This window comes from Microcoleus sp. FACHB-SPT15 (genome assembly GCF_014849525.1).
GTDB classification, from domain to species: Bacteria; Cyanobacteriota; Cyanobacteriia; order Cyanobacteriales; family Coleofasciculaceae; genus Symplocastrum; species Symplocastrum torsivum.
Genome location: NZ_JACJNU010000043.1, coordinates 1 through 16664, shown reverse-complemented (window position 1 = coordinate 16664; position 16664 = coordinate 1). Strand labels below are relative to the sequence as shown.

The following is a 16664-nucleotide window of genomic DNA, read 5'->3' as shown; positions in this document are numbered from 1 at the left end:
TTACAGAACGTCCTTAGAGAATTTGCTTGATCGCGTTTTTGAGGACAGCTAAACCTGCCTGAACATCCTTGCCAAGATGCACTCGCAACGCACGGCGATCGCGTTCTGCTAAAACCTGAAAGTCTCCCCGTGCTTGAGCCGCTTTCACAACTCCAAACGTGTATTTCTGCTCAGGAATGGGGAGGTCAATGGCATCATCACAGGTAATTTGGAGAAATACACCGCTATTTGGTCCACCTTTGTAAGCCTGTCCGGTTGAGTGTAAAAAGCGAGGACCAAAGCCCAGACAAGTTGCAACTCGCTTGGTATCCCGAATTTTTTCTCGAATCACTTGTAATTGCTCTTGATGCACATCATTGCGTTCGATATAGGCAAGCAGTGCAAAATAATCTCCAGCTTGCAGTCGATTCAAGTGGGCACGAAGGTAATCAGCCAGAGATTGAGAATTTCCAACAGCCTTTGTCAGTTCTGCTGCATTTTTGGAATCAGTGAATAATTGAATTCCATCTGCTGTTAGGATTGGGCTTTCGGGTGGCAGTTTTCCAGTCTTCTCATATTCAGTTGTTAACTGTCGGGTAACAAGCTTACTTGCTTCCACATCCGGTTGGTTAAAGGCGTTGATGCCAATAATGGAACCTGCGACTGCTGTGGCAATTTCCCAACGGAAGAACTCTTGACCGAGTCGGTAGGAATCGGCAATTGCAATCCGCACAACGGGTTGTCCTGCCTCCTCCAATGCTTCAACCGCTGCATCTTGAGCTGAGTCAGGAGCAGATTCTAGGCGGATGTAGGCAAAGATACGGTCACTCCTATATATGTCTGATGTTGCTAACGGTTCTCGATCAACTGGAATCAATCCTTTGCCATCCTTGCCTGTTGACTCTGCCAGTAATTGCTCTAGCCATGCGCCTAAATCTGCAATGCCTGGTGAGGCAATCAGCGTTACTTTGTCTCGTCCCTGCTTTGCTAGTACGCCTAGAATAGTTCCCAACACCACTCCAGGGTTGTCTTTTGCTGGAACTGATGGAGCGCAAGAATGCACCATTTCCTCAGCCGCATCCAAAAATTTTGCGACATCTACACCCATCGCCGCCGCAGGCACCATCCCAAAGTTGGATAAGGCAGAGTAACGACCACCAATACCTGGTACACCGAAAAAGATGCGGTGGAAGTCGTCCCCTTCTGCCACCTGTTGCATCTTAGAACCGGGGTCAGTAATGGCAATGAAGCGGTTGCCTGCTGACTCTGCACCCAGGATCTGCTGTACGCGATCGAAGAAATACTGTTTGAAGATATTTGGCTCTAGTGTGCTGCCAGATTTGCTGGACACAATGAACAGAGTTTTAGTCAAGTCGATCTGGCTCTCGATCGCTTTTATCTGAGCCGGATCGGTGGAATCTAACACCAGAAGTTCTGGAAAGCCTTCTACTTTACCAAACGTCAGCTTCATCACTTCCGGGCAGAGTGAAGAACCACCCATCCCCAGTAGCAACACATGGGAGAATTCTAGGTCTTGCACCTCTTGCGCCAGTTGCTTGAGATGATCAATGTGCGCCAGTTGGTCTTCGGTGATGCCAAGCCAAGCCAACCATTTATTTTCATCGCTGCCTGTCCAAAGTGAGGCATCCTGTGCCCATAATCGACGAATCTTACCGTTCTTTTGCCAATCGTCTAGAGCAGTCTGAACATCAGCGTTCAGTGTTTCAGGAAGTTTGTAGGTTAGGCAATCAAGCTTGTTTCCAAGAATCGCGGTTCGTTTTTTCTCAACCGCACTCAACAACTGATCGAATGCATCAGTGAAAAGCTGTACCCCTTCTGCCAACAATTGTTCTGTAACCTGTTGCAAGGATATCCCCGATTGCTGTAGCTTCAACAATGTCTCTTGGGCACCATCAATGTCTTCAGCCAGACTGGAACTAGGTTGTCCATGATCGCGAAAAGCGGATAACGTGGCTGGCGGAATCGTGTTTACGGTGTCAGCACCAATAAGTTGCTCGACATACAGCACATCACTGTATTGAGGATTCTTTGTTCCTGTACTTGCCCACAGCAGGCGTTGGGTTTGTGCGCCTTGATTCGTTAATTTCTGCCATCTGCTCGATTGGTAGATGTCCTGATAGTGCTTATATGCAAGTTTGGCATTGGCGATCGCAACTTTACCTAGTAAGCTTCTGAGCAAATCCCGTTGAGCCGGATCGGTAGCAGTTTTGAGTTGAGCCGTAATCTGGTTATCAACAGCGCTATCAATCCGACTGACAAAGAAACTAGCAACGCTAGCAATGCGGCTGATATCTCCCCCTTTTGCCGCTAGTAACTCTAATCCAGTGATATAGGCATTCGCAACTTGTTCATAAACATCTTGAGAAAATAGCAACGTGACGTTTACATTAATGCCTTCACTGATAATCTGTTGAATAGCAGGAATTCCATCAGGCGTAGCAGGCACTTTGATCAGCAGGTTAGGACGATCAACTGCTTGCCACAGTCGGCGGGCATCTTTAATGGTTTGTTGTGTATCGTTTGCTAGATAAGGAGAAACCTCAAGACTGATGTAGCCATCACGCCGATTGGTTTGCTCGTAAATCGGTTTCAAGACATCTGCGGTTGCTTGAATATCCGTGATCGCAAAGGACTCATACAGCGACATGACATCCTTATCGTGACTTTGCTCGCTGGCGGTTAAAGCCGAATCGTAATCGGTACTACCAGCGATCGCTTTTTCAAAAATGGAAGGATTCGAGGTTACGCCCCGCAAACCATCTTCGTCAACTAAGTGTTGCAGTTCACCACTGCTAATCAAACTACGACGGATATAGTCTAACCAGACAGACTGTCCATAAGATTGTAATGCTTGCAAAGGATTCTTCGTCTGTACTTGCACAGTAACCATTAGTTCACATCCTTAAATTGAATTATTGAAGCTGGAGAAATAATCGAGAATCTAGACGTTTCTCCCGTTACGGAATGATTTTGGATTTTCAGCGATCGTTTCTCCCTTGTCTCTAGACAAAGCCAGGAAAACAAAAAAACTGACAGCTAAGGAGCTTACTGCTGTAATGTCAGCCAGCTAACTGGGCTTTTGCGGCGGCAACCACTTTGTCAGGGGTAAAGCCAAACTTACGTTGTAGTTCTTTGAGAGGTGCTGAAGCACCAAACGTATGCATAACGATACGCCCTCCTCTAGAACCGACATACTCACCCCAACCAAACGTTGAGGCTTGCTCCACACAGACACGGGCAGTCACCACAGGCGGAATCACACTGTCGCGGTAGTTCTGACTTTGCTGCTCAAACAATTCCCATGAAGGCATACTCACTACCCGCGCTTTGATTCCTTCGGTCTTGAGTTGTTCATACGCTTCAATGCAGAGTGAAACTTCACTTCCAGTTGCCAGCAGCAACACATCGGGTTTGCCATCCTCGGCATCCGCCAAAATATAAGCTCCTTTAGCCAAACCCGATGCGGCTGCATACCGAGTGCGATCGAATGTCGGTAATGCCTGCCGACTCAACACCAGCACAGCAGGTTGATGCTGCAACTGCATAATCACTCGCCATGCTTCCACAACTTCGTTGGCATCCGCAGGTCGTAGGGTAATCAGCCCTGGAATCGCTCGTAGAGAAGCCAATTGTTCGACAGGTTGATGAGTCGGTCCATCTTGACCCACGCCGATCGAATCATGCGTGAAGATGTAAATGACGGGAATTTCCATCAACGCACTGAGTCGAATCGAGGGACGGCAGTAATCGCTGAAAATGAAGAACCCGGAGCCATAGGCACGTACTTTACTGAGCGAGAGTCCGTTAAGAATTGCCGCCATTGCGTGTTCACGGATGCCAAAGTGAAAGTTGCGTCCGCTGCGATCGCGTTCACTAAAATCACCTGCGCCTTCAAAGGTGAGACGTGTTTTGGTCGAAGGAGCCAGATCAGCAGCGCCGCCAATCAGCCAGGGAATTTGTTGAGCGATCACATTCAGCACCTTTGCAGATGCATCCCGTCCGCCTAGTCCTTTGGCATCAGCAGGAAACGTTGGTAGTGCCGTCTCCCAACCATCGGGAAGCTGACGATGCTGCATCTTGTAGAGCTGATCGGCTAGTTCTGGATACTGAGCAGCGTACTCTGTATAAGTTTGCATCCACTGTTGGCGTAGTGTATGTCCCCGTCGTCCTAGTTCTGCCCGAAAATGCTCTTTAACTCCATCAGGAACCAGGAATTTGGCATCTTCTGGCCAACCGTAGCCTCGCTTGGTTAATCGAATTTCATCTTCCCCTAGCGGATCTCCGTGGGCTGCACTGGTGTCTTGTTTGTGTGGAGCACCATAAGCAATATGGCTATCAACAATGATTAAAGTTGGTCTATCTTTCGTATCTTTGAATGCTTGAAATGCCTGTTCTAGCATATCCAAGTTATTCGCATCGACCACACGAACTACATTCCAACCGTAAGCCAGAAAGCGAGTGCCAACGTCATCACTAAAGGCTAAGTCGGTGTGTCCTTCAATTGTGATGTGGTTGTTGTCGTAAATCCAGCACAAGTTGGAGAGTTTAAGATGTCCAGCTAGGGAAGCGGCTTCATTGGAAATTCCTTCCATCATGCAGCCATCACCAGTAAGAGCATAGACATCATAATTAAATAGGCTAAAACCGGGACGGTTAAAGTATTGTGCCATCCACTGTTTAGCGATCGCCATACCGACACTGGTTGCTACGCCCTGTCCTAACGGGCCTGTGGTCGTTTCAACACCAGAAGTCCAGCGATATTCAGGATGTCCAGGACATTTGCTATCCAGTTGACGGAAGTGCTTAATATCATCAAGCGTGACGGATGGTTCACCAAATTGTTCGTACTTAGCATTGACAGCTTTAACACCCGTCAAATACAACAATGAGTACAGCAGCATTGAGGCGTGACCGTTCGATAAAACAAAGCGATCGCGATTTGCCCAGATTGGATCATTGGGGTCGAACCGTAAAAATCGCTGCCACAAACAGTAAGCAACTGGAGCTAATGTCATCGGTGTACCTGGATGCCCAGAGTTTGCCTGCTGCACAGCATCCATCGATAAAGTCCGAATCGTGTTAACGCATAGCTCATCGAGTTTTGTTTGATTTGAAACTTGAGTTTGGGAAATCACTGCTTTCTCTCCTTCTTAAGGATTTATAGAAAGAATTAGCAATGTAAACTAAACGCTTTTAAGCGTAAATTTTTAATTTGTGCTAATGCTTTTTGAAAATGAAAGATTCTACTGGCTAAATACGTTGCTCATTATTGATGATTGATGTTGCAGATATCCAAGAACAACAACTTATAGCAGTGTGCAACACGATCCAATCTCTAACAACTCAACATTGCTAAGTTAAACAACAACTTAAGACGAATGGTACTGAATTAAAGACTGCCATCTTTCTCCTACCACAACCAAAATAGTTGATACTCTTATCGCTATTGCATTTGATTTAGTCAATCCTAAACATTTACGAAACTGGTTTACAAACTGCTGCTCCTGTACTTCATAAAACTGCAATCTGCTGTAAATGAGAGGTTTTTAAGGATCGAATGAAAAACCTGAGATGTCACCTCAAACTGCCTTCCGAAGCTCTGTATTCTTACAGGTTGGGCAGGCATGAACTTCGAGAATACCTGCAAGTTCAGGATCGACCGTCTCCGACTCGCTCAACGTGGCGCTAGGGCCAGCCTTGTCGGCGTGGTGATTCATCTGAGTCCCGCATTTAGGGCAATTCATTTTTTCTGTTGACATAAAGCCTCTATTGTCATTAATAACGGAAACAAGATTCATGACTGGCATTTTCTGAGGCAGCGCGTTATTCTAACGCTATATTCTGCCGCCCATATTGCAGCACCTTCGCCATCCAAATCAATTCTTTGATAAAGTTATCCAGTCTTCTAATGTAAGCTTCCTCCAAAAGCTTGCCAGACTCATCAAATATCGTTTGGATGCTAGAGAAGTTGCCATCCCAGAAGATTGTCACCAATCCCAACTCCCTCATCACTGGTAATAGGTTTTGAATGACGCGGGTACCGCCAAAGGAACCCGCTGAAACACCACAAATCCCAACCGCTTTGTGAATGTATTCCTTGAGGTTGGTGTCCAACACATGCTTGAGTAGACCTGGATAGCCGTGGTTGTATTCTGGCACCACAATAATCAGTGCATCGGCTCGCATCACAGTTGCAGAAAATTTAGGGTCTTTGATAGATTCACCTGCGTCTGTTGTCGAAATCAGAATTTGGCGAATATCAATGAGTTCTGTCTCGACACCTTCACGCTTGGCGACTTCTTCCACCACAAACTTGGCAACGTGTTCGCTCATACGACCCTGACGAGATGTACCCAAAATCACCGGAATAAAAATAGGTCGGTTTGTGTCCATGAGATTGCTCCTGGTGAAGTATCTCTACAACAGTATTCTCTCAATTAGGGTGTTCTAGAAGAGAAGGATTCTTGTTAATCTCCTTCTTGTATGAATTAGTATCTAGCTTTGAGTAATGTTGAGAACACTCAAGAAAGATCACGAAAATACTAACTTAATTTCAACTTAACGGGACTTAGACAGATTTCAATCCAAAACCAAGCCCAAAGTATCGATGTTCGCGAAGAATACGTTCCGATTTTGGGTCAACCACTCCACTGGCATGAAAAGACATCCTGTCCGAAATGTCTCTAATGTTTCGGCAAAGGTGCTTAAAGGTTTGGAAGCCCAATGCCTTCTTAAGCCGCAGGTTTTAGGGTGCCATAAAATAAACCCTTGGGTTTCCCTTCTTTACTCACTGTACCGCTGCCAATGTCTCCGATGATGGGGGATTGGTTGAGGTGTTGACTCAAAACATCGACTATTTCAAGTCAAAGCCTATCAGTTATGCAGGAAAAGTTCCAGTAACTCAGTGAACAGTTGATTTACCAATCAATTTAGCGCCTGAAGGAGGGTACTGCACGTTTGCTTACAGCAACGACAGGCTTCCAAACAGATCAGCACGGGGTTTACTTGATGATCATTCTCGAAAGGCAGCCATTGGCGATCGTATTCTGGCATTTTTGAAAAGCATTAGTATGCAACCCACTTAAATTGCTTCTTAACTTGAAAAACTTGACTGTTCTAAATCAAATCACAGTTGAAGAATAAAGATGTAGTTTGTGGAGTAACAATGAAAGACAAGTATGTGTTACTGACAGGGGGTACTGGCGGGTTGGGTTTGGGTGTCACTCCTGTTGTACTGGCACAAGGTGCGCTCGTCACAGTGCCTTATCGCAAAGCGGAAGAAACAGTGCGGCTCAAAGAAGCTATCTCCCCTGCCGATCAGAGCAGAATCCAGTTTACTCCTGCTGATCTGCAAGATGAGCAAGCTGTTCAACATCTAGTGGATGATATGCCGCGAGTCGATGTGTTGATTCATCTGGTTGGGGGTTTTGCGCTTGGTAAAACCCATGAGTATCCTTTTGCTGATTGGCAACGGGACTTTGGGTTGAATCTCAACACAACCTTTTTACTCTGCAAGCATAGTCTACGACGTATGTTAGAGCATGGGTATGGACGGATTGTCACAGTCGGCTCGCGGGGGGCTGTAGAACCAAGCGGACAACTCGCAGCTTATAGTGCTTCCAAAGCAGGAGTCGTTGCCCTGACCAAGGCTCTAGCTGATGAAACCAAGGGAACCAACATTACAGCCAATGTGGTTCTACCCAGCATTATTGATACCCCTACCAATCGAGTAGCATTTGGAGCTGAGAACGCGCACAACTGGGTAAAAGCTGAATCTTTAGCTCAAGTTATTTGTTTCTTAGCATCTGAAGCAGCTCAAGATGTTCGAGGGGCAGCCGTTCCCGTCTACGGCAGTGCTTAATGCTCTCAAGAATCGATTTTCTTCACTTCTAGAACGCCAACGGGTATCACTGTAAAAATTACGGAGGAATTGTAGCCATGCATCTATCAGCTGACCCAGCAAATCCAACGCCCCCAACCATTGAGAAGAAACTTGCTCTGCTACAAAAGTTAAGAGATGAATTAGGCAGTGGAGACACGATTCGCCGTCTATTTTTTGGCGATTTGCAACCGATTGCACTCCAACCAGGAGGAGCTGGCACAGTCGTCCATCTCTATAACAAAGCTTCGGATGTCACCATTGCTTATTGTGCAACCTACGATGTCTTTTTGGCTGCCCGACTAGGACGAGTCACCGAATTCGATCCTGCCGAAATCAAGTAGCGCTATTGTTTCCCTCAGCAGTAGAACCCACCAACTACTTAAGCGGGTTTCCAATAACTAGTTAATTCGCTATAACTAGTTAGCAACCAGTTAGGATTGTCCTAGCTGGTTGCTACATATTCTAACTTGTTATTCACTGCTTAACTGATGCCAGCGATCACATTTACTAAACCAGGACTTACGCAACTGGCTCATAGTTAGAGAAAATGTAACCGCAGAATTAAACATACTGACATCTTGCACCTGGCGGTTGAAACCGCAGCTACACAAACACGCACCTGCCTACGCAGATTAGGAAAACTGCTGATTCTCGGTTAGTCCGTCCTCACTAAAGCTCCGGCGGCGGACAAGGAATGCAATAGCCCTAGAATTTCATTCTGAGGGCTTGGTGCAAGACTCCCCATGAACTGCACACACAAAAAAGAATAGAAAATTCCTCTACATAGGAAGTTTGCTGGCAAATCAGAATTCGTTGATGCAATTTATTGTGTGTACTCTATTTACTTGCAATCTGCTGTAATCAAATGCAGACGGATTTAAAGTGCTGATGATAGATGGATTAGGTTTTGCTTCTGGCATGGCTTTCATCTTTCCCACCTTCCCTATCTTTTTACAGCTTGCTCTAACTGAGCCGTTGTCAAGGATTGCACCAAATTTAGGTTGAGTGGCGGTTGGCTGACAAATTTAGCATAGGATGCAGACAGATAGGAATGATAGTCGGGTCGATTCGCCAGATGCCTTTGCACAAAAGCCACGCTGAGAGTACTGAGATAGGAACGAGCAATCGCTGGATCTGGTCCCACCATTTCTGCTGGAACAGGTATGATCCGAGAACTAGAAGTGCCTTCTGGAAGCACGGAAAAGTGTGTTCCGTTTTCGATTAAGACCAGATATCGTTCTGGAGTAGTGAGCCGCGTAAAAGGGCGAATCTGCTCGGGTACAGCCGGAGTAACCACGTCTTTACTACCTGCAACCAACATCACTGGAACTTGAATTTGACTCAATCCACGTTCCCCGAAGATGCTACTACTGAGCGAATTAACGGCAATAATAGCTTTCACCCGTTCATCCCGTAGGGGATAATTAATACGTGGCAATCCAGCCGTCTTGCATTGTACCAACAGCGACATATTCAGGAAATTATCGCGTTCGCAATTTCGCCGCAGCAGCTCAAAATTAATCGTTGCTCCTGCTAAAGTCAACGCCGCATACCCACCATGCGAATGCCCAATCACACCCACTTGCTGAAGATTTAATCGATTCTGAAGCACCAAGTCAGACTGGGAGCGACGTTGCAGTTCATCCAGCACATACTTCACATCCAACGGCTGGTTAATCGACTCCATCGGTTCTGGTGAACTTGCCAACCCTGCAAAGTATTGCTGGAACCGTTGGCTGCTAATACCTGGATGTTCCACTACAGCAACAGCAAAACCGTGAGACGCTAAATATTGAGCCAAGTAAGCAAACGTTGTCCGATCTCCAGCCATACCGTGGGAGATGACAATTACGGGAACCAGTTGCTTGCCAGGTAGTTGAGGCAGGTAAAGATCCACGGGTAAACGGCGATGCCGCGATTTATCTTCCAACGTCAACGTTTGTTGCTGCCAATGAAACGCTCCCTTCTGCCGCAAATCGGGTTGCTGTGAGAAATCAACTGGGGATTGAGCAGATGATTCTGCGATCGCTTCTTTCTGGATTGCCCCAACAATTGCCTCTCGCTGTTCGAGCAGTTCTGAAGAGCTATGAATAATATTCAGGCTACGGTTTAAGTTCAGCCTAACACTACGGGAAGGAAACCGACGCAGCACGTTCAAAACCGTCAAGCCTTCCGGGTCGGTTGCCGCCAAAATCATAGCAGAGCGTAAGGCATAGAAGCCATTTTGTCTGGAGTCCGTCTGAAATATTTCCCCTAGACGGTGTATTACTGTTTCTCCCAACGGCGAGTAGGTGAACTGAGATACTAAGGTAGGGCTAACCTCAAACCGTCGTGAAAGCAAAGTCTTAAATTGAGCCAGTTGCTGTGGGTTGGCACGCTTGGCGTAGAATCGGAATTCGTCAGTAACTTTGCCAAGTTACAGACTAACTTAATGCTTAAAAATGAGTTTAAAGGCTAACTCATAACAATATCCTCCAAATAACACTGCACCTGCTCCAATTAACCCTAATAAGGGAGGAACCGGAGCAGGTAGCTTCAACCAAGCAAACACCACACCGATAATCCAGCCTCCAAGGATTGCCATTCCAGCCACTTTAATAAACTCCATAGTTTAGACCTCTTACCTTATATAGAATTGGGCGCAAGCATCACTCTCCCAGTTGCACTTCGATTGAGAACTTGCCCATATGCCGTTATCGCGTCCTGAAGCGAATAACGGTTGATTCCGGCGACAGGGGGACGGAGGGCACCTGCTTCAAAACCGAGAGTAAGCCTTCCCAGAATGGACGCACAAGCACGAGCATCCAACGCCCGACTATCGACACCAAACAATCTTGTCTCTCGATGGTAAAAATCGATTAAATCAAAGCTGACTCGCCGCTCCTTAGCAGGAGAGCTAATCTCAGTTAGGCGACCCTTGTGAGCGAGTGATTGCAAGCATGGCTCAAACATTGGTCCACCAACCGTATCTAAAATGACCGAAGCGCCTTTGCTATCGGTCGCTGCCAGAACCGCTTCGGAAAGCTCTTTATCTGCTAAATTAATCACAATATCTGCACCCGATTGCTGGGCTAAGTCGCGATCGCTTTCTCGTCGTACAGTTCCCAGCACATGCGCTCCCTTCCATTTGGCAATTTGCATCGCGGCACTGCCGACACCACCCGTTGCTCCAATCACCAATACCGTTTCTCCTGCGGCAAGTTGTGCGGCATCAATACACGACCAAGCCGTCACGTAGGTTACTCCAATCGACCCTGCCTCTTGTATAGAGAGATTTCTAGGCTTGGGGGTGACTGCCTCCTTCGGCAAGGCGATGTATTGGGCATGGGTACCATCGCGAGTGAAGCCAATATCGCCACCCGTACCCCAAACTTCAGTACCAATCAGACTCTGTGGACCCTCTACTACAATTCCAGCAAAGTCCCGACCTGGTGTGCGAGGCACAGTAGTATGCTGCATATTGCCTAAAACATTCTTCACATCGCTGGGGTTAATTCCTGCCGCGTGAACCTCTACCAGAACTTCGTCTGATGCCAGGTTAGGCTTCGGTAATTCTTGAATCAAAAGTTCAGAGGGAGGTCCAAAATGGTCAATGCGAACAGCCAGCATGGTTACTCCTGGTAATGGGTGGTCACCCTCAGCTAGACTATGTTATTTAATTTCATTCGATTGAAACCAGTTAAGATTAGCCAGTTAACAGTCAACTTAGGTACAAGAAATGAAGTAGACTTCCTGCGCGAATTGAAACTTGCCCCCCAAAAATGTGGGGAAATTTCTCGTGAAATCAGTTGATTGTATGAATCTGTGCATGATCATGCAAGGATATTGCGCCCTTATCTATGATGTAGCTCAAGCCATTGTCAGACAAGGTTTTGAATAGCTACTTTGCGGCTAGTGTCAGCTCCGCTATATTTGCGCCTGATTGAGAGAACTGTAGAAATGGCTCACCTTCAGGGAGGGGTTTGCGATAGCGAAGCGCTGACTTCGGCGTGAGGCTTCGACTTTGAGCGCTCAGCCGAGCGCTGCGAAGCCCAGATATGCCAACACAAAGGTATCCACAATAGCATTTTGGCAATTTACTGCGCGATCGCGATCTTTAACGCCTACTAACCGACTTTAGTCAAGATATTGACTTTTACTGTGCCTGAAGTAAATGCGATCGCACAAATTCTCAATTTATTGAGTGTCAAGCTCGCTGGCTGTGTTTACCTTACGGGAATCAAGACCCAAACTACTTAAGTTGCTCTTAACTTATCAATCTTGCCTAGCCAAACCTGTTCAAAACATGAAAACTAGATGCAGTTACCCAACAGGAATTGATTAGTCCTTTCCAGAGTTATTTAGGAATAGATAGGCAGCTCATACTGCTCAATCTCGGTATTACATCGAAGTAAACCTTGCAACTAATGGGTATGCTCCTGCTTACTAGCCTTAATCCGGATTTCTAGTGAGCTGTTAGCTAATTCAATTCAACGTCAACAATCGTAGAAACTTTGCATGACTATTCACACCTTGCTCACTCCAGACGAATCAGTCGTCGCTCTGATTGACCACCAACCCCAAATGATGTTTGGTGTTGCCTCCCACGAGCGCATGTCAATTATTAATAACGCAGTTGTTTTGGCAAAAGCCGCTAAGCTCTTTAATGTACCTGTGGTACTTACAACTGTTGCATCAAAAACATTTAGCGGCGATCTATTGCCCGAAATTCAGTCAGTATTTCCAGATCAAGTTCCCATTGATCGCACCACCATGAACTCTTGGGAAGACCCACATTTCAAGGCAGCGATCGAGAAAACTGGGCGCAAGAAGATTGTGCTGGCTGGGCTATGGACAGAAGTGTGTGTTGCCTTTCCTGCCATCAGCGCTATTCTAGATGGCTATGAAATATATTTTGCTGCTGATGCCTGTGGCGACATCTCCGTTGAAGCGCATGAGTGTGCTATCCAGCGGGCGATTCAAGCGGATGCTGTGCCAATGACTACTTTGCAAGTAATGTTTGAGTGGCAACGCGACTGGGCACGGGGAGCAACCTATGACGGCTGTATGGAAATCCTGAAAGCCCACTCTGCCTATGGAATTGGCGTCCGGTACGCTAAGTCAATTCTTGGGGAACATGCCAGCGAAGCTGGGGCACAACCACAGTTGGCTACAGCACTGTCTTAAAAGGGAAAGGAAGAAGGGAAAGGGAGAATTTTTCTGGTTTCTCTGTTCCCCTTTTTCCCTTCGTCCTTGGCTACATCTTTAAGTCACCACTCAAATTTCTTGTAGGAAAGCAATAGATGGCACAGATTCTACACATTGATGCCAGTCCACGGGGTGATCGCTCTATCTAGCGGAGGAATGCTCACGAAAGAGTTTGTGACTATCTGGGACGAAAGGATTAGTGAAGGGCAGAAAAATGCTCCTGATTACAGTCCGAGGTAGCTCCTATCCTCAGGATACCCCAATGCATTCCTACGATATGTAGGAGCCGTATTTACGGCTAGCGTTTGGCTTCATCGGCATTACGGATATTGAGTCGATCCACGCAGATAGTCTAGCGATGGGAGATGAAGCCCGAAATCAGGCGATTGCCAATGCCCAATCTTCTCTAAAAACCAGGCTGGCACAGTGGTAAGCCTCACTTAGGAGAATTATATGTTTGCTAAACCTAATTCCAGTAATAATTTAACGGCTGATACGATTATCACGAATGGACGCATTGCAACTCAAGACGAGCGACGTTCCTTCGCCTCTGCTACCGCGATTAAAGATGGTCGCTTCATTGCGGTTGGCACCGAGAAAGAGGTGATGGCGTATCGAGGCAGCAATACTCAAGTGATTGATGTACGGGGAAGAACTATCATTCCTGGACTCAATGATTCCCACCTCCACCTAATTCGAGGTGGGTTGAACTACAACATGGAACTGCGGTGGGATGGGGTGCCATCACTGGCTGAGGGATTACGCATGTTGCGCGAACAAGCACGGCGCACACCACCTAACCAATGGGTACGAGTAGTGGGTGGATGGTCTGAGTTCCAGTTTGCCGAACGCCGGATGCCAACTCTGGATGAAATCAATCAAGCTGCACCAGACACACCTGTGTTCATCCTACACCTGTACGATCGCGCCCTACTCAACCGAGCAGCACTGCGAGTTGTTGGCTACACCAAAGACACACCCGATCCACCAGAAGGCTTCATTCAGCATGACAGTCGAGGGAATCCAACCGGAATGCTGATTGCCAAACCCAACGCCATGATTCTGTATGCCACCCTGGCGAAGGGACCGAAGCTGCCCTACGAGCAACAGCTCAACTCGACGCGGCAGTTCATGCGCGAACTGAATCGGCTTGGAATTACTAGCGCCATTGATGCAGGTGGTGGATTCCAGAACTATCCTGAAGACTACCAGATTGTTAATGACCTTCATCAACAAGGACAGCTCACTGTCCGCATCGCCTACAACCTATTTACTCAGCGCCCAAGACAGGAAAAAGACGATTTTGTCAAGTGGGTAAAGATGACCAAACCAGGCGACGGGGATGAATTCTACCGGATGAATGGGGCAGGTGAGATGCTCGTTTTCTCGGCTGCTGACTTTGAAGACTTTCTGGAACCCCGTCCCGATCTGGCACCTTCTTTAGAGACAGAATTGAAGGATGTGGTGAGGCTATTGGCAGAAAACCGTTGGCCCTTCCGCCTACATGCTACTTATGATGAATCCATTACCCGCTTCCTGAATGTGTTTGAGGAAGTTAATCGCGAGGTTCCGTTTGATGGTTTGCACTGGTTCTTCGACCATGCAGAGACGATTAGTGATCGCAACATTGAACGGGTGAAAGCACTAGGGGGCGGCATTGCGATTCAGCACCGCATGGCATTTCAGGGAGATTACTTTATCGATCGCTACGGGAAGGAAGCCGCTCAACGAACACCTCCCATTACCTGGATGCTAGAGATGGGAGTGCCGGTTGGTGGTGGCACTGATGCAACACGGGTAGCATCCTACAATCCCTTCGTTTCCCTTTACTGGCTTGTCAGTGGTAAGACGGTTGGTGGAACCCCTCTTTATCCAGAAAAGAACCGCATGGATCGGATGGAAGCCTTGAGGCTTTATACCGTTGGCAGCAGTTGGTTCTCCTCTGAAGATGGGAAGAAGGGAGCGATCTCACCCGGACAATACGCTGACTTAGCTGTACTTTCCGAAGACTATTTCTCCATTCCAGAAGAGCACATCAAGAGCCTAGAATCAGTTCTGACGATTATGGGTGGTAAGCCCGTGTACGGGGCTGAAGAATTCACAGATTTGTCGCCACCTGCGCTTCCTATTATGCCTGAGTGGTCTCCTGTTGCAGCCTATGGAGGCTACGCCAAAACCCCAGTAGCAGCATTTTCCTCGACTTCCCACATCTGCACCTCTGTTTGTGCGGCAATTCATCAACCCGTGCATAAACCGGCTTGCAATCTGGCATCGTCTGCAATGAATGTATGGGGAGGACTGTCTAGCTTTTGGGGCAGTACGGGTTGTGCGTGCTTTGCATTTTGAGGTTAAAGGGGAAGGAGGGGTTACCTCTGGAGATAAGGGGTAGGGGGAAGTGCTGAAGCAATATCATGCCTACGATATGCAAAAACCCTATCTGCGGCTCATTTTTGGATTCATCGGCATCACTGATATTCAAGTCATCCACGGCGATAATCTTATGCGGTGGAGATGATGCACATGCATAAGCGATCGCCAATGCTCAATCGGTCTTGAAAGACGTGATCGCTTATTGGTAAACCATGACTAAGGGTTAATTTTATGCTGGAACCGCCGTTGACAAGTGGCACAGATGAAGAAAACCATCAGGTAACTGCCGTCATCTCGCATATTGTCCGACCAGGACGGGAGCAGGGATACGAGGAATGGCTACACGGCATTACTCAAGCTGCCCACAAATTTAAAGGGCACTCAGGAATTAGTGTGATCCGCCCCTGCGATCGTACTCAGCCTGAATATGTCGTCATTGTTCGATTTGACCACTACAACCATTTGAAAAAGTGGATGGAATCCGACACTCGGCGAGAATGGCTTGAGCGATTGCAACCGCTGATCGAAAAGCCTGAAGCGGTGCAAACCCTGACTGGTCTAGAAGCCTGGTTTACCCTATCCGACAAGCCGCTGAAGTCTCCACCGCCTCGCTACAAAATGTTTTTGGTAACCTGGCTGGGGGTTGAAATCATGACCATTCTAGTCAGAACTTTTGTTTCACCACTTTTGTCTAACCTACCCTGGCTGATTAGTTTAACCATTGGCAATGCGTTCGTCGTGGCTTGCCTCACCTATTTGATCATGCCTCAATTGACACGCCTAATGTATCGATGGCTATATCCGCGATCTCGTGTGACACCTGCGTAAGCCCTGACGAATTTATTCCAGTTATCCGGGCTGATCGTTTCAGGATTGCGGACGCCGTTGATGTACTGCCATTTTGTTGTCTAGTGTGAAAAAGGGTCTGAGCTTGTCAGCATTCTCAGGAGAACGATCTTGCCAGTATGTCTTGATCGGGTTCCAAAACTCCCGTAGACCTTCCTCGTAAGCATTGCCGTTTTGCACAATCAATGCCTGCACTCACTCTGGATATTTAGCCGCAATGCGATATCCACTGTGAGCACCATAATCCATCACGTAAAGGCTATATTCTGAAGGGGTGACGAGTAAGCTAAAAGCTTGATGAATCAAGGTTTCTCCTCCATTGCTCGACACAAAGATATCAGCTTATTGACAGGCTTGTTGAGAATAGATGTCTCGCCGC

The 16664-nt window shown here is 47.1% G+C and carries 13 protein-coding genes and 1 pseudogene; 5 read left to right on the top strand and 9 right to left on the bottom strand.

Translation table 11 applies throughout. The annotated features are described in order from the left end of the window. Positions 1-13: 13 nt before the first annotated feature. From H6F98_RS14275 to H6F98_RS14260, 4 genes are all read right to left on the bottom strand, one after another. On the bottom strand, positions 14-2890 hold the full coding sequence (locus H6F98_RS14275) for a bifunctional transaldolase/phosoglucose isomerase (RefSeq protein WP_192219367.1): 2877 nt from the start codon (positions 2888-2890) through the stop codon (positions 14-16). 169 nt (positions 2891-3059) lie between these two features. Next, a complete protein-coding gene (gene tkt, locus H6F98_RS14270) occupies positions 3060-5135 on the bottom strand; it encodes a transketolase (RefSeq protein WP_192219366.1) in 2076 nt (691 codons plus the stop codon). Positions 5136-5579: 444 nt separating this feature from the next. Then, on the bottom strand, positions 5580-5717 hold the full coding sequence (locus tag H6F98_RS14265) for a hypothetical protein (RefSeq protein ID WP_192219365.1): 138 nt from the start codon (positions 5715-5717) through the stop codon (positions 5580-5582). Positions 5718-5823: 106 nt separating this feature from the next. Next, positions 5824-6393: an NADPH-dependent FMN reductase gene (locus H6F98_RS14260; RefSeq protein ID WP_192219364.1), complete on the bottom strand. Its 570-nt coding sequence runs from the start codon at positions 6391-6393 to the stop codon at positions 5824-5826. A gap of 772 nt (positions 6394-7165) precedes the next feature. Here H6F98_RS14260 and fabG point away from each other — a divergent pair. Further along, a complete protein-coding gene (gene fabG, locus H6F98_RS14255; RefSeq protein ID WP_192219363.1) occupies positions 7166-7861 on the top strand; it encodes a 3-oxoacyl-ACP reductase FabG in 696 nt (231 codons plus the stop codon). A gap of 77 nt (positions 7862-7938) precedes the next feature. Then, positions 7939-8223: a hypothetical protein gene (locus H6F98_RS14250; protein ID WP_192219362.1), complete on the top strand. Its 285-nt coding sequence runs from the start codon at positions 7939-7941 to the stop codon at positions 8221-8223. 602 nt (positions 8224-8825) lie between these two features. Here the strand turns inward: H6F98_RS14250 and H6F98_RS14245 are convergent. The 4 genes and pseudogenes from H6F98_RS14245 to H6F98_RS14235 form a co-directional block, all read right to left on the bottom strand. Continuing rightward, positions 8826-10034: an alpha/beta fold hydrolase gene (locus tag H6F98_RS14245; RefSeq protein ID WP_313929874.1), complete on the bottom strand. Its 1209-nt coding sequence runs from the start codon at positions 10032-10034 to the stop codon at positions 8826-8828. Then, positions 10008-10283 (bottom strand): annotated as a pseudogene (locus H6F98_RS34075) (alpha/beta hydrolase); the annotation flags it as partial. The pseudogene H6F98_RS34075 and the gene H6F98_RS14245, both read right to left, overlap by 27 nt. 27 nt (positions 10284-10310) lie before the next feature. Then, positions 10311-10490: a XapX domain protein gene (locus H6F98_RS14240; protein ID WP_192219360.1), complete on the bottom strand. Its 180-nt coding sequence runs from the start codon at positions 10488-10490 to the stop codon at positions 10311-10313. A 17-nt stretch (positions 10491-10507) separates the two neighbouring features. After that, positions 10508-11491, bottom strand: a complete 984-nt coding sequence (locus H6F98_RS14235) for a zinc-binding alcohol dehydrogenase family protein (protein WP_192219359.1) — start codon at positions 11489-11491, stop codon at positions 10508-10510. Between the two features lie 888 nt (positions 11492-12379). Here H6F98_RS14235 and H6F98_RS14230 point away from each other — a divergent pair. The 3 genes from H6F98_RS14230 (at position 12380) to H6F98_RS14215 (ending at position 16267) form a co-directional block, all read left to right on the top strand. Continuing rightward, the gene (locus H6F98_RS14230; RefSeq protein WP_192219358.1) at positions 12380-13048 is read left to right on the top strand and encodes a hydrolase; all 669 of its coding nucleotides are present in this window, start codon (positions 12380-12382) and stop codon (positions 13046-13048) included. A gap of 474 nt (positions 13049-13522) precedes the next feature. Continuing rightward, positions 13523-15415: an amidohydrolase gene (locus H6F98_RS14220; protein ID WP_192219357.1), complete on the top strand. Its 1893-nt coding sequence runs from the start codon at positions 13523-13525 to the stop codon at positions 15413-15415. Positions 15416-15670: 255 nt separating this feature from the next. Further along, complete coding sequence (locus tag H6F98_RS14215) at positions 15671-16267, top strand: antibiotic biosynthesis monooxygenase (protein WP_192219356.1); 597 nt, start codon at positions 15671-15673, stop codon at positions 16265-16267. Positions 16268-16306: 39 nt separating this feature from the next. On the opposite strand, the gene H6F98_RS14210 is transcribed toward H6F98_RS14215, so the two are convergent. After that, on the bottom strand, positions 16307-16480 hold the full coding sequence (locus tag H6F98_RS14210) for a hypothetical protein (protein ID WP_206759653.1): 174 nt from the start codon (positions 16478-16480) through the stop codon (positions 16307-16309). Positions 16481-16664 lie beyond the last annotated feature (184 nt).

Coding starts and splice junctions, on each gene's coding strand:
- H6F98_RS14275 (WP_192219367.1), bottom strand. CDS start 2,890: ATGGTTACTGTGCAAGTACAGACGAAGAATCCTTTGCAAGCATTACAA.
- H6F98_RS14235 (WP_192219359.1), bottom strand. CDS start 11,491: ATGCTGGCTGTTCGCATTGACCATTTTGGACCTCCCTCTGAACTTTTG.
- fabG (WP_192219363.1), top strand. CDS start 7,166: ATGAAAGACAAGTATGTGTTACTGACAGGGGGTACTGGCGGGTTGGGT.
- H6F98_RS14260 (WP_192219364.1), bottom strand. CDS start 6,393: ATGGACACAAACCGACCTATTTTTATTCCGGTGATTTTGGGTACATCT.
- H6F98_RS14250 (WP_192219362.1), top strand. CDS start 7,939: ATGCATCTATCAGCTGACCCAGCAAATCCAACGCCCCCAACCATTGAG.
- H6F98_RS14220 (WP_192219357.1), top strand. CDS start 13,523: ATGTTTGCTAAACCTAATTCCAGTAATAATTTAACGGCTGATACGATT.
- H6F98_RS14240 (WP_192219360.1), bottom strand. CDS start 10,490: ATGGAGTTTATTAAAGTGGCTGGAATGGCAATCCTTGGAGGCTGGATT.
- H6F98_RS14215 (WP_192219356.1), top strand. CDS start 15,671: ATGCTGGAACCGCCGTTGACAAGTGGCACAGATGAAGAAAACCATCAG.
- H6F98_RS14265 (WP_192219365.1), bottom strand. CDS start 5,717: ATGAATCACCACGCCGACAAGGCTGGCCCTAGCGCCACGTTGAGCGAG.
- H6F98_RS14230 (WP_192219358.1), top strand. CDS start 12,380: ATGACTATTCACACCTTGCTCACTCCAGACGAATCAGTCGTCGCTCTG.